The sequence below is a fragment of the Paractinoplanes polyasparticus genome, from assembly GCF_019710575.1.
In the GTDB taxonomy this organism is placed as follows: domain Bacteria; phylum Actinomycetota; class Actinomycetes; order Mycobacteriales; family Micromonosporaceae; genus Actinoplanes; species Actinoplanes polyasparticus.
Genome location: NZ_JAHWFK010000004.1, coordinates 56,849 through 69,580 on the forward strand (window position 1 = coordinate 56,849; position 12,732 = coordinate 69,580).

Annotated in this window: 12 protein-coding genes; 2 read left to right on the top strand and 10 right to left on the bottom strand. The window is 70.7% G+C overall.

Going from position 1 to position 12,732, the window contains the following annotated elements:
* Window positions 1–55: 55 nt before the first annotated feature.
* Both KXC43_RS06180 and KXC43_RS06185 read right to left on the bottom strand, forming a co-directional pair.
* Window positions 56–1,066 (bottom strand): aldo/keto reductase, encoded by a 1,011-nt coding sequence (locus KXC43_RS06180; RefSeq protein WP_221374962.1) that lies wholly within the window; start codon window positions 1,064–1,066, stop codon window positions 56–58.
* Between the two features lie 17 nt (window positions 1,067–1,083).
* Window positions 1,084–1,950, bottom strand: coding sequence for a GNAT family N-acetyltransferase (locus KXC43_RS06185; protein ID WP_221374963.1), 867 nt, complete (start codon window positions 1,948–1,950; stop codon window positions 1,084–1,086).
* Window positions 1,951–2,035: 85 nt separating this feature from the next.
* Here KXC43_RS06185 and KXC43_RS06190 point away from each other — a divergent pair, with 85 nt between their 5' ends.
* Window positions 2,036–2,947, top strand: a complete 912-nt coding sequence (locus KXC43_RS06190) for a fructosamine kinase family protein (RefSeq protein ID WP_221374964.1) — start codon at window positions 2,036–2,038, stop codon at window positions 2,945–2,947.
* Between the two features lie 281 nt (window positions 2,948–3,228).
* On the opposite strand, the gene KXC43_RS06195 is transcribed toward KXC43_RS06190, so the two are convergent.
* The 8 genes from KXC43_RS06195 to KXC43_RS06230 all read right to left on the bottom strand — a co-directional run bounded on the left by KXC43_RS06195 (window position 3,229) and on the right by KXC43_RS06230 (window position 11,597).
* Entirely contained in the window at window positions 3,229–5,616 is a 2,388-nt protein-coding gene (locus KXC43_RS06195) for a sensor histidine kinase (RefSeq protein ID WP_221374965.1), read from the bottom strand.
* Between the two features lie 36 nt (window positions 5,617–5,652).
* On the bottom strand, window positions 5,653–7,278 hold the full coding sequence (locus tag KXC43_RS06200) for a sensor histidine kinase (protein WP_221374966.1): 1,626 nt from the start codon (window positions 7,276–7,278) through the stop codon (window positions 5,653–5,655).
* A 420-nt stretch (window positions 7,279–7,698) separates the two neighbouring features.
* Window positions 7,699–8,346 carry a hypothetical protein gene (locus tag KXC43_RS06205; protein WP_221374967.1) on the bottom strand — a complete coding sequence of 216 codons (648 nt, stop codon included), beginning with the start codon at window positions 8,344–8,346 and terminating at the stop codon, window positions 7,699–7,701.
* Window positions 8,343–8,681 carry a hypothetical protein gene (locus KXC43_RS06210; protein WP_221374968.1) on the bottom strand — a complete coding sequence of 113 codons (339 nt, stop codon included), beginning with the start codon at window positions 8,679–8,681 and terminating at the stop codon, window positions 8,343–8,345. The genes KXC43_RS06205 and KXC43_RS06210 overlap by 4 nt, the downstream gene beginning before the upstream one ends.
* Window positions 8,682–8,689: 8 nt before the next feature.
* Complete coding sequence (locus KXC43_RS06215) at window positions 8,690–9,415, bottom strand: hypothetical protein (RefSeq protein WP_221374969.1); 726 nt, start codon at window positions 9,413–9,415, stop codon at window positions 8,690–8,692.
* Entirely contained in the window at window positions 9,408–9,725 is a 318-nt protein-coding gene (locus KXC43_RS06220) for a type VII secretion target (RefSeq protein WP_221374970.1), read from the bottom strand. The genes KXC43_RS06215 and KXC43_RS06220 overlap by 8 nt, the downstream gene beginning before the upstream one ends.
* A gap of 11 nt (window positions 9,726–9,736) precedes the next feature.
* Entirely contained in the window at window positions 9,737–10,483 is a 747-nt protein-coding gene (locus KXC43_RS06225; RefSeq protein ID WP_221374971.1) for a YbaB/EbfC family nucleoid-associated protein, read from the bottom strand.
* A gap of 82 nt (window positions 10,484–10,565) precedes the next feature.
* Complete coding sequence (locus tag KXC43_RS06230; RefSeq protein ID WP_221374972.1) at window positions 10,566–11,597, bottom strand: hypothetical protein; 1,032 nt, start codon at window positions 11,595–11,597, stop codon at window positions 10,566–10,568.
* A gap of 212 nt (window positions 11,598–11,809) precedes the next feature.
* Between KXC43_RS06230 and KXC43_RS06235 the strand changes: the two genes are divergently transcribed.
* Entirely contained in the window at window positions 11,810–12,703 is an 894-nt protein-coding gene (locus KXC43_RS06235; RefSeq protein WP_221374973.1) for an AbfB domain-containing protein, read from the top strand.
* Window positions 12,704–12,732: the final 29 nt, after the last annotated feature.

Consider the following 12,732-nt stretch of genomic DNA (forward strand, 5'->3'; position numbering starts at 1 on the left):
ACCTCAAGTTCTTGTTGAGGTTGAGAGTTCCGCTCGGATGCCGGCAGCGTTTCGCTCAGGCGCCGGCTTCGTTCAGACGCCGCAGCTGGTCGTCACTCAGCTTGACGTCCAGGGCGGACAGCGCCGCCTCGAACTGCTCCCGCGTGCGCGGCCCGATCAGGGGCAGCACCGGCGGCGAATCCTGGTGCAGCAGCCAGGCCAGCACGAGCTGATTCGGCGTCACCCCGGCTTCGCCCGCGACCTCAGCGAGTACCGCCAGCCGGGCGTCGGCGTCCGGGCCGGTGTAGTTCTCCATCAGCCAGTGCCCGTCCCGCTTGGCCGCGCTGTCGTAGACACCCTTGAGGATCGGCGAGTAGGCGACCAGGGTCTGGTCCGGGTGCCGGCGCAGGTAGTCGAGCTGCTCGAAGCTCACGATCGAGGCCGAGTCCGCCGACGCCCCCGGCCGCAGGTACGAGTGCTGTTGCTGCACCGCCACCGGCAGCGTCCAGCCGTTGCGCTCGCACAGCTGCCGGATCCGCTCGAGCCGCCAGGTGCGCACGTTCGACCACCCGAGATGACGCACCTTGCCCGCCCGCACGAACCCGTGCAGCGCCTCCAGGGTCTCCTCGAGCGGCGTGTTCAGATCATCGACGTGTACGTAGTAGAGGTCGATGTGGTCGGTGCCGAGCCGCCGCAGGCTGCCGTCGAGCGCGTGCCGCAACGTGTCGGCGCCGGCGCCCTCGAACGTCCGGCGGGCCAGCTCCCAGTCCGGCTGCCCCCGGTCGTCCCACAGCTCGGGCGAGAAGATCGGCACCGCGGTGCCCTTGGTGGCCAGGAAGACCTGGTCGCGCCGTTTGCCGTCCCGCATCCACCGGCCCAGCAACTCCTCGCTCTGGCCGCCCAGGGTGCCCGGGTGACGCCACCACTCGTAGCAGTTCGCGGTGTCGATGAAGGAGCCGCCGGCTTCGAGGTAGCGGTTGAGGATGTGCACGGAGTCGCGCTCGTCGGTGGCCCCACCCATCTGCATGGCGCCGAGCGCCATCGCGCTGACGTGCTGACCGGTCCGGCCCAGTTCGATCGTCTGCATGCCGCCGACGCTAGGTCCTAGAGCGCACTCGAAGTCAACCGGCGGAAGTCGGTGACTTCCGGTTGCTGCCGAAAGCCGGCCGAGACGTACGTGGCCACGCCGCCGGCGTTGCTGCTCGGTGTGCACACTGTCGCGCTGGACGACCCCATCCGCTGCAGCGCTGCAGCCGCGGCCACGGTGATCGCGCGACCGTATCCGCGCCCGCGGTGGTCCCGGTGAACGCCCAGGGGCTCGAGCAGACCCGGGCGCCCTTCCCCGGCCGACCAGACCGTCACCGCGGCGACCGCGACGTCGTCGCGGTCGTAACCGATCAGGCACCGGGCCCGGCGGTAGGGCGGCGCAGCAGCCATCGCGTGCCAGCGGTCCAGGCTGAACGTCGAATTGTCGAACGCGGCCCGCTGCACGGCGACCCGATCCTCGACGTTGTGCGCGTCGCCGAGCTCGATCCTGAGCCCGCAGTCCTCGACCGGCTCGGCCAGGTCGCGGGACAACGGCGTCCACGGCTCGTCGGCCACCCACCCGCTGCGATGCAGAAGGTCGCGAAGGGCGGCGCCGAAACGGGCTTCGACGACGTCGGCCCGTGACCCGCCCGCCGGATCCGACAGATCGGCCAGCATCCGCGCGGCGAACACGGCATCGTGAGCGACATCCGGCGCGATGCCCAGGCGGATCACCTCGTCGTCACCCAGGCCCGCGGCAAGAATCTTCCCGTCCCGTGTCCACACCCGCAGGGCCGCGGCCAACGGCTGCGCGCCATCCCGCCAGGCCCACCCCAGGTCGCCGGGATGCAGCTGAACCGGTCCCCCGGTGTGCTGCCAGAGCGCCACCGCCTCGACGATCTCACCCAAGGACTCCGGCGTCGCGTCCCGCATCGTGATCGACATACCCCGAACCAACCACACCCCGGCGACAAAGCAATCGATTTACAACAGGTCCACGGCTTCCTCCTGGTCCGGTACCTTTGGCCCGATGGCCGAGATCAGCGAAGACGCCCCCGCGACGCGGACGGCGGCGTTTCTGCTCGAGTGCCTGCACCGGTCCGGCATGCGCGACGTCGTCGGGGTGAAGCCCGTGACCGGCGGACTCGCGGCGCTCGCCGGCATCGCCACCCGCCGTGCCGCTCCCCCCGTTTTTGTCAAAGCGTTCGCCGATCGGCCGGACGGCTTTCCCTTCCTCGCCGAGGCCGAAGGGCTGACCGCCCTGCGCGAGAGCGGCGGCATGGCGACACCCGACGTGATCCTGGCGAACGAGGAACTGCTCGTGCTGTCGGAGCTGCAGGAAAGACCCCGCAACGAGACCTTCTGGGAACAGTTCGCACACGCGCTCGCCCACCTGCACACGAGTACGGTCCACCCCCGCTTCGGATGGCACAGCGACAACTGGCTGGGCCGCCGCCGGCAGATCAACACCTGGAACGACGACGGCTTCGCTTTCTTCGCCGAGCATCGCCTGCTGCGCTGGCTGGGCGAACCCCGAGTCGAAGCCGCGCTCGACGCCAACGACCGCACAGCGCTGGAGCGACTGTGCAATCGCTTGCCCGAGCTGCTGCCACCCCGCCCGGCGTGCCTGACCCACGGCGACCTGTGGAGCCAGAACCTCCTCGCCACCCCGGACGGGCGGCCCGCACTGATAGATCCGGCGGTGTCCTACATGTGGGCCGAGGTCGACCTCGCCCACGTCTGGACCACCGCACCCCCGCCCGAGGCGCAGCGGTTCTTCGCGGTCTACGCGGAGCTGACCTCTCTCGACCGGGGCTGGCAGGCCCGCATGCCCATCATCCAGCTGCGACAACACCTCGCCGTCCTGGCCCAGTTCGACAACGACTGGGGCGCCGCCGACCTGATCCGCGCCACCATCGCCCCATTCCGGATGTCAAGCTGACCGCAGGCCCACGGCCGGCCTGGCCGCGGTCACAGACGCCATGATCGTTCCTTGCCGCCGAACCGTCACTGTTACCGGCGATACCGAGGGCCGGGCCCGCAGCCAAGCCGACGACGCCGAGCGCATCCGCGCAGATGGCGCCACCCGGGCGCCCTCGAGACCTTCGAGGACTCCTTGCTCCCTCTCGCCCTGCCCGTGCATAGGGCGACACTGGTGCGCCAAACGCCTACGCCTTCACACCGAAACGTCTGCCCGGCGGTCGTGGCCGGGTCGGCTCTGCCCTACCGCAACGGCTGCACCCCTGAGTGCGTGAACACTGCCGTGCCAGGGGCTGGGCCGGGCTGGGCAGTCGAACTGATTCGGGTCGGGGCTGTCGCGCCGGTCCGCTGTGCTGACAAGGCGGTGCGGGCGGGCAGGCGGACAACGATGCGGGTGCCAGGCTGGTGGTCGGGGTCGATGGTGATGGTGCCGCCGTGGGCTTCGACGAGCACCCTGACAAGGGTGAGCCCGAGTCCTGCGCCTTGGAAAGTGCTATGGCGGGCGTTGTCGGCGCGGTAGAAGCGGCTGAAGAGTCGTTCGCGTTCGAGGGCGGGGATGCCGAGGCCGGCGTCGGTGACGGTGATTTCGACAACGCCGGAATCGCGATCGTGCACGCCGAGGTGGATGTCCTCGCCGTTCAGGTTGTATTTGATGGCGTTGCCGAGTAGTTCGTCGATGATTTGGCGTAGCCGATGCGGGTCGGCGTTGACGAAGAGCGTCGTCGGCATGTCGGTGTGCAGCAGCACACCGGACGGAAGGTCCGCCGCGTCTGCCGCGGCAGACGCCACGGCGCTCAGGTCGGTGAGTTGCGGGTGCATGGCGTGGTAGCCGGTTTCCAGTCCGGTCAATTCCAGCAGCCGGTCGATGATCATTTGCAGATCGTCGGTCTTGCGGTTGATCACCGACACCGTACGGCGGGCTTCGTCGGACAGACCCGGTTCGTCGGCCAGCAGCTGGCTGTAGCCGGCGATGCTGGTCAGAGGCGTGCGCATTTCGTGTCCGGCCAGTGTCAGGAAGTCATCCTTGGCGCGGGCGAGTTGAGCTCGCAGTGCGGCGTTGCCCTGGCGGACCAGGAAGTGGCCGATCTGCTCGGCGATTCTGTTCAGCATGCCGATGATAAGGAACTGGTCGTGTTCGACGGTGTCGGACAATGAAGCCAGCACGCCGAGAATGCGCTCGCCGTCTCGGACGGCGACGGCCGCGCTGGTGTGCAGACCTTGCGCGGTGGCGGCGTCGGTGAATGCGCGTACGGCGGGGGCTGCCGCGTACGGCGAGGTAGCCAAGTCGGAAATCCAGACCGGCTCGCCGGTGGACCAGACGTGCCCGGGTCCGCCGCCCTCGTCGCGGCCGCGGGGGACGTGCCGTGACAGCAGGTCAGGCAACTGCAGGCCGGGTGCGTTCCAGTGCGTGACGGGTCGGAGCGCGTCGGCGACGGGGTCGACCAGCATCAGGGACACGTACGGCCAGCCGAGTGCCTGACCGATGGCCTCGACGAGGTGCGGGCCGGCGTCGCCGATGGTGTCGGCAGTTACCAGCAGGCGCGCTATCTGCAGTTCACAGTTGCGCAGGCGTTCACTGCGCTGGCGTTGCGTGACATCCAGGACGGTGGACACCGCTCCCAGTTGCCGCCGGTCGGCATCCAGGATCGGCTGTGCATTGGTCAGCAGGTAGCGGTCCGGCCTGTCGGCACTGTGCAGGACGGCTTCGGCGTCTCGCACGGTCTCACCGTGCAGTGCGCGGGCGATGACCAGGGCGCCCCCTTCCATGGGGGTGCTGGCGGGGTGGTGCAGGGTCCCGTACACCTTGGTCATGGCCTCGGCTGCGTGCACGTCGTCGCCCAGGCTGTACAGGTGACGCAGCATGCGGTTGATCAGCACCGGTCGGCCGTCGTTGTCGAAGGTGGCCACGCCGACCTGCAGGCTGTCCAACAGAGCGGTGATGAACCCGCCCTGGCTCCGGGCCTCGGCCGTCGGGATGGGCCCGGTATGGGCACCTGCGGGGGTGCCACCCGGTGCGGCCGCCGCTGCAGCTGCGCCCTCGTCACCGGACAGCGGACTGAGCATCGCGGTGATCCGCTTCAGCTCGGCCCGTTGCCAGGTCCGGGGTTGGGTGTCGAAGACGGTGACAGCGCCGACGGTGCGGCCGGCGATGTCCCGCAGGGGCAGCCCCGCGAAGGCACGTACAGCCGGCTCCAGCACGGCCGGGTATGACCAGTGGGCCTCGCCGGCCAGCAGATCGCCGACCGTGACGAAGTTCCCGGTACTGATCACATAAGCGCACAGCGGTTGCTGCGTTGACGCCCGTCGTACGGTGGCGAACGGCTCCGGCACGCCGAACGTGCCCACGCACTCTTCCCAGCCGGCGCTTACCCAGGTCACCGTCGCCATCGGGGCATTCGACAGACGCGCGGCCGTCCACGCTACGTCGTCCAACGACATCGGCCTGATCGGCAGCGTGCGGCGGGACCGAGCGGACTTGCGCAATTGTGGGTCTGACCGCAGGACCGCGGCGTGGATGTTCGACATGACATATACCAATCCGGAACTACGAATTGCACGAGTGCGCCGGCCTGGGTACGGAAACCATGTAAGACGCAAGATCACAGCGCGTTGGTGTGGATCGCCGGTCACGGACCGTTTCGCCCTGATGGTCAGCGGGCTGGTTGGTCAGGCGATCGGTGACGTGGTGGGTAGGCGCACCGCGAACGTGGTGCCGGGCCCGGTGTGATCGGCCAAGTTGATGGTGCCGTGGTGGCGCTCGACGATGGTGCGGGTGATGACCAGGCCGAGACCGGTGCCCGGAATGCGTCTGTTCAGGGCGGTGGAGGCGCGGTAGAAGCGGCGGAACAGCCGGCGTCGTTCGTCCGGGGGCACGCCTATCCCGGTGTCGGCAACAGTCCAGGTGATGGTCTGGCCGTTGTCGTCGAAGCTCGCCGCGACGGTGATCGTGCCGCCGGCGGGGGTGTATTTGATGGCGTTGGAAAGCAGGTTGTCGGCGACCTGACGCAGCCGGCCGGGGTCGGCGTGCAGGCCCAGCCGGCCGGGGAGTTCCGTGGTCATGGTGATGTGCTTGTCGGAAGCTCGTGCGCCGTACGCCTGCACGGCGTCGCCGATGATGGTGGACAGGTCGGTGTCGATCGGGTCGACGGCGAGGTGTCCCGATTCGAGCCGGGCCAGGTCGAGCAGGTCCTCGGCCATCACTGACAGCCTCTGCGAGCTGCGCTCGATGATGTGCAGGTATTCGCGTTGCTGCTCGGTGTCGAGTTCGTGGAGTTCTTCGTCGAACAAGGCGACGGTGCTGCTGATCACCGCCAAGGGATTGCGCAGTTCGTGGGTGACCATGGCGAGGAACTCGTCTTTGGTGCGGGCCAGTTCCACGCTGAGTTCCTCGGCCCGGCGCCGCTCGAGGTACTGCCCTACGTGGGCGGCGAGTCCGCTGAGTAGCCCGAGCAGTGTGTCCTCGGGATCTTCGACACGGTCGCCGTAGACGCACAGCGCGCCGATGATGTGCCGGCCGGTGGACAGCGGCACACCGACAGCGACGTGCAACCCGATCCGGGAGGCGGCGCCGCTGCGCAGTGACATCCGGTCAGCGGACAGGTCCGGGATCCATTGGCCGGTGCCGGCGGAGCAGACCCGGCCGGGCAGCGACACGCCGAGTTCGAGGACGTCCAAGGCGAAGTCGTCCAGATGCCGGCCCGCTTCGACATGGCGGGCTGCGCAGGTCAGCATCTGCAGGTGGTCGTCGACCAGCCACAGCTCGACGACCGGCCAGCTCATCTTCATGCCGAGGGCTTCGACCACCCGGTGCGCCGCGACGATACTGGAGTCCGCCTCGGCCAGTCCCAGAGCGATGGCGGCTTCGACCTCGGCGAACCGGGCGGCCCGGCGGGCATTGGTGATGTCATGAGCGAAGGCGTGGAACATTCGCCCACCGGGTTCCTCGGTGACGGTCAGGGTCAACTCGATCGGGAACTCGTGGCCGTCGCAGTGCACTGCGGTCAATGTCAGCTGCCGTCCGAGGACCCGGCCGGGTTCACCGGCGGCGAGGCCCGCAAGGCCGGCACGGTGTGCGTCGCGGAACCGGACCGGGATGATCAGGTCGGCAACGTCGTGACCGCAAGCTTGCGCCGGGCTGTAACCGAAGATTCTCTCCGCGGCTGGATTCCATCCCTTGACCCGGCCGTCGATGTCGATAGCGATATAGGCCTGCAGCGCCACCGCCAGCACGGCCTGTGCCTGGTGCACCACACCGGCGACTTCGTTGACTCTTTCGGACACGTCCTGCGTCATCACGAACTCCACGTGGCTCGGCGCGGTGGCCGCGCCATGCCCGGAGGGCGGTCGATCGACGCTGTCGCACTGAGCGTACCCCCGGCGTTGGACCGGCACTGCCTCAAACTACACATCGGCGACACGTCCCATAACAGCCCTACCAGCACAAACAGCGGTCGGGGGGAGGTGTCCACCGACTCGTCCGGTCCAGGTCCGGCAGCGCCGTGGACGTGTTGCCGCCGCAGCGCAGGCGCAGCTCGTCGAAGCTGCCGTGGACCTCTACGGACGGACGCTCGCCGATGCCCTCGGGCTTTCCACGCCGGGGCGATCGGGACCACTGAGCGTGGACGAAGGCGCCGCGATGACCCGAATCTGCAGGAAGGGACAGCGAAACGCCGCGCCCTCCGTACCGGGCGGTCAGCCCTTGAGCGCGCCGGGCTATCGGCCGTCGAGCAGGGAGGCCAGGTGCAGCAGGGGGCCGAGGTCGCCGACCGGGTGGCTCGGGCGCATCCGGCCCTCGGTCCACGTCATCAGTTCCGGGCCGGCCACGCTCCACGGCACCGGCGTCCGGTGAGCGAGATGGGCGGCGATCAGGGCCGGCGTGCACCACGGGCCCACCGTGCCGCTGATCCGGAACGCCTTGTCGAAGCCCGGGTCGCCGATGGTGTCATTGCGGCGGGACAGGCGGCCGCGGGTCGTGACTGTGGCTGGGGGCCACGGGCGGTTGAGGATCGCCACGGTCACCACCCAGTGGCGGGTGTGCGGGGTGGTTGTCGCGCTGCCGTCGGCGCCGGTTGCCACCTGGACGTCGGTGACGTCGTACTCGCCCACCAGAACGGGGCGTTCGCCCGCGTGGCCCGAGAGCAGAAGCCGTACGCCGTCAGGGTTGCCCCCGGGCAGGCGGCGGCCCCAGTCGACCGCCGGCCGCATCACCACCTGCCAGCCGGCCTTCGCGGCCCACTCGGCGATCCGGCCGTCGCGGCGGCGGCGCTGGCGGGCGGCCAGCAACGCCACGATGACGACCAGCGCCAGCGACGCCACGCACAGGAAGGCCAGCGCGCCGGTCAGCGGGTCCATGGCGATCATCGGCCGCGGCGGACGAACCCGGCCAGCACCACCCCGAGCAGCGAGTCGAACACCGCCAGCAGGCCGGCCGCCGCGGGCGTCAACTCGCCCACGGCCACCAGCACTGCGCCCGCTATGAAGATCCCCAGCAGCCGCAGCCAGGCCAGTGCCGAGCCCAGGGCGGCCCGTCCCAGCAGCAGAACGAGCAGCACCACGACGCCGGCCGCGCCGGAGGCGCCCATCAGGACCAGGGCCCCGACGCCGCCGTCCTCGCGCAGGGTGGACCAGGCGAGGCCGCCTATGACGGCCAGGCCGGCCTCGCACAGCAGCAACAGGGCCAGGAGCGTTTTGATCACGGCGGGGCTCAGCCGGTGGTGGCCGGCGGCCAGGCGCCGTCCCGGTAGCCGACGTTGTCGTTCAGTTTCTGGCGGAGCGTGCTGTTCGCGGCCGAGGCGGTGGCCTTCAGGGTGAGGCCACCCGCGGCGAACGCGGCGGCGGCCGCGGCGGCGGCTCCGGCCGCGATGAACGGGGCGGCGGGCAGGCCGAGGAGCGTGGCCGACGACGAGGCCGCGCCGACGATGCCGATGATCAGGGCGACTATGGCGACCACGAGCCCGCCCCAGAACACATAGATGGCCTTGACCATTTCGCCGAGCGCGGTCGCGATGCCGTCGCTGTAGACGGCCTTCACCTTCTCCAGGGCGGCCTTCTGCAGGGGCAGCATCTGGCGGTATGCCTCGGCGGCGTCGCCGTCCCAGTTGGTGTCGATCTCGAGCATGCCGGCGTCGGCGGCCTGCACCCGGCCGCTGACCGGGCCGCCTATTCGGTCGCTCCACGCGTTGGCGGTGGTGGCGAGCGTGCTCGGCGAGCCCATGTTGGAGACGAACTCGCGCACGTCGGCCCAGACCTGTTTCATGAAGTCGCAGAACTTGTTCCAGCCCGAGACGACCTTGTCCTGCAGGAAGCCGGGCAGGTGGCCGATCTTCGAGTTGATCGAGTTCTGCAGGTCGTCGGTCTTCCGCTCGATCTTGTCCAACAGCGACATGATCTTGCCGACGAGGTCGTCCTCCTGCGCGGTCGAGCTAGTCACGGACGTCCCACACCCCTCCGAGCCGCGCCGCGGCCTGTTCGTCGTCGCGCTCGTAGGCGGTCGCGACCTGGTCGAGCGTGCGGGCCAGCTCGGCGTGGGTCTGCGCGCCCTGCGCCAGCAGCGCCCCCACCTTGGCCTGGATCTCGGCGTACGTGTCGAGCAGGCCGGTCGGCCGGCTGGCCCACGACAGCTGTCCCTCGGTGAGCGTGAGCGCGTTCGCCTCCTCGGCGGCTCGGCTCAGCACGCCGGAGGTCTCGTCCCAGGTCGTCGCGTCGGTGTGCAGCGCGTCGATGGCCGCCTTGAGCGTCATCGGTCCCCCGTTCAGTCGGTGAGCCGCAGTCGCCGGGCCAGCGCCAGCGGGTCCTGCGCCAGCTGCTGCGCCTCGCCGAGGCGGCTGCCGGCGATCATTTCCCGTACGCCGTGACGCCCGGCCTCCTGATAGGCGGCGCGGAACGCCGCGGCGGTCTGGCGCGCGACGTTGATCTCGTGGGCCTCGAGCAGCCACTGCCGGTCGTAGCCGATGGCCGTGACGTCGCCGCCGCCGGTCACCGTGACCTGCACCTTGCGGTCGGGACTGCGACCCGTGTACGTCGCCGACAGCGCCCCGGCCAGCGCGTCCGAGACCTCGTCGAGCCCCTGGTCGATCGACTCGACGAGGGCGAGCAGTTCGCGCAGCGCGACCTCGCTGTCCTCGACCGACATGGGACCGCCGCCGCTCGCCGCCGCCTGCAGGCGCTGGGCGAACGCGTCGTGATCGATCCCGGCTGCCGGAGCGGGAGCCTGTTCGGCGTACGCCTCGCCCCAGGCCTCGAGCCGACGCTGGGACGCCGCACCGATCGCCTCGATCACGGCCTGGTCGAGGGCGAGCGAGCCGATCAGCCGCCGCCAGCCCGGCGCGACCGCGACCCCGCTCACCCGGCCCTCGTCGTCGAGCGTGACGGTGACCGCGCCGGTGCGGTCGGTGGCGATGGCGCCGGACGCGCGCTGCTCAGCGGCACGTGCCTGCCCGGCGAGGGCCGCACCCTCCCCGGCCAGCGCACGCAGGTGGTCAACTCGATCGTCCGACACAGTGCATTCCCCCCGGGCGCAACTCCGTGGACTGTCCCGCAACGGGTAGGCGTGCCGCAACCCCGCCCGGAGGAAAGCCGCATTACGCCTCGATGGGCGCCACCGAAAGAGATCCGATGCCGGCCACCGCCTCGATCCGCAGGCCGCCCGACTTCGCGTCCGAACCCTGCGAACGCAGCGTCTCGCCCCGGTCGACGCCCCGGTCGCGGTCGCCGTTGAGATCGACCGAGCCGGCCCCCTTGCGGATCTTGACGCGGATCGGGAACTCCCCCTCAGTCCCGATGCGCCACCGGTGTACGCCGCCGGCCATCCGTATCTCGATCTGGCGTTCCTGGCGCGGCAGGGTCAGCTCGAGCCGGTCGGCGCCGCCCTCGAAGTAGAAGTCGCGCACCTTGCCGCCGGCCATCGCGAACATGCCGCGCTCGACGCCGCCGTCCATCCGCACGGACCAGGCGATCCGCTCGTCGAGCACCACGTCGACCCGGCCCGAACCGTCGCGCTTGCGGTCGGCGGTCAGCTTCAGGGTGGTGCCGTCGAGGGCGGCGTCGGGCACGAGGCCGCTGTCGTCGGGCGAGCCGACCCGGGCCACGCCGTTGCCCGCCGGGCGCCCGAGCGTGACGTTGAGCTCGGTGAGGTCGGAGGCCAGCACGAAGGTGCCGGCCGCGAAGGCCGGACCGGGCGGGGGTGGCGGCGACGCCGGGGCCGAGGAGGGCGGAGTCGTGGCGGCGGCCGAGGTGGGCGCCGGGGCGATCGACACCGGCGGGTTCGGGGCGCCGCCGACGATGATGCCGGGGCCGGCGGCGGTGGGCGCCGGCGCGGGTTCGTCGTCGCCGGTCAGGCGGGCGAACGCGACGCCGCCGGCGCTGAGGACCAGCACGGCGCCGGCCGCTCCGGCGACCCAACGCCAGCGGCGCCGGGGCTCGGCCTTCTCCGGTTCGGACGGTTCCGACGGTGCGAACGATGCGCCCGTCGCGTCGGGCCAGTAGTCGGAGATCCGGGGGAAGGCCACGGTGGCGGGACGGTCGGACTGCTCCACCGGTCCCGCGTACGTGCTGGTGTCGTACGTGTCGGTCTGCTGGGTGTCACTGGGCGGGGGGAGGGCGGTGCCGTCCATCGCGCGCCTCCTCGGTGCGGCCGCGGCGGCCCGCCAACCCGGGCGCCGTCACCGGGGAGTACGAACGAGATCGGCCAGCAGTTCGATGAGGTCGCGCCCGCTCGGTGTCTGCCCGATCGCGCACAGCCCTTGCCCTTAGCCGATTTCACCGTAAGAATGCCTTTCCGTCAGCTTAAAAGTGTCTTAGCCGATGGCGCGGAGCGGATCGCACAATGCCCGACGAGGACAGCCAGGACCGCCTGCGGATCGGCGGCTGGGTCCCGCCCTATCGCGACGCGAACGGGCCGCTGCGCCCGCCAGCTCCCCCCAACAAGCTCGGCTCGGTGGCCCGCCGGGCGCTGCCCGCGGGTTTCTGGCCCACTTCGTCCCCATCGCACGGCCGCGGCTCCACCGGGCGGCGCGCGATGGCCGCGCTGGCCACCGGCGCGCTGATCGCAGTGACGGGTCTGACCGCGCTCGCCCTGAGCGACGGCGACCCCGGCGCCACCTCGCTCGCTCAGCGCATGGTGGTGCCGCCCCTCGACCCGACCGACCCGGTCTCGGTGCAGCCCTCCCCGACCACCAGCGGTCCCGGCTCGGTGGTCCGCACGCCCACCCACCACCAGGTCACCAGCCGCCCGGCCGAGAACGCCCGGACGACTCCGCCCACGAGCCGCCCGCCCACGACCGTGCCGACGACCGCGACGCCCCGCCTCGCGGCCGGCGCGACAGTCGGCCTCGAACTCGCCGACCGGCCGGGCTACCGCCTGCGCCACCGCGACTTCGTGGCGCGCCTCGACCCGATCAGCGCCGGGCGCCCCGGCCGCGACGACGCCCGCTTCACGGTCCGCCGGGGGCTCGCCGCCGACCGGTGCTTCTCGTTGGAGGCCGGCAACTTCCCCGGCTACTTCCTGCGGCACCGCGACTTCGTGCTGCGCCTCGACCGTCGCGACGGTTCCGACCTGTTCGAGCAGGACGCCACGTTCTGCCCGCGACCCGTACGCGACGGCGCCGCCCTCGTCCTCGAATCGGTGAATTTCCCGGGCCGGTTCCTCTCCGCCGGCGACGACGGCGTCCAGCTGTCACGCCGCGGCGCCACGGCCTTCGTCGTCCGAAGCCCGGTCTGAACCACTTGCGGCCTACACAGGGCGTGTCC

Bases quoted from the DNA above. Each gene is read 5' to 3' on its own strand.
- KXC43_RS06220 (WP_221374970.1), bottom strand. From the start codon at position 9,725: ATGACGCTCAAGGCGGCCATCGACGCGCTGCACACCGACGCGACGACC.
- KXC43_RS06235 (WP_221374973.1), top strand. From the start codon at position 11,810: ATGCCCGACGAGGACAGCCAGGACCGCCTGCGGATCGGCGGCTGGGTC.
- KXC43_RS06205 (WP_221374967.1), bottom strand. From the start codon at position 8,346: ATGATCGCCATGGACCCGCTGACCGGCGCGCTGGCCTTCCTGTGCGTG.
- KXC43_RS06230 (WP_221374972.1), bottom strand. From the start codon at position 11,597: ATGGACGGCACCGCCCTCCCCCCGCCCAGTGACACCCAGCAGACCGAC.
- KXC43_RS06180 (WP_221374962.1), bottom strand. From the start codon at position 1,066: ATGCAGACGATCGAACTGGGCCGGACCGGTCAGCACGTCAGCGCGATG.
- KXC43_RS06200 (WP_221374966.1), bottom strand. From the start codon at position 7,278: ATGACGCAGGACGTGTCCGAAAGAGTCAACGAAGTCGCCGGTGTGGTG.
- KXC43_RS06190 (WP_221374964.1), top strand. From the start codon at position 2,036: ATGGCCGAGATCAGCGAAGACGCCCCCGCGACGCGGACGGCGGCGTTT.
- KXC43_RS06185 (WP_221374963.1), bottom strand. From the start codon at position 1,950: ATGTCGATCACGATGCGGGACGCGACGCCGGAGTCCTTGGGTGAGATC.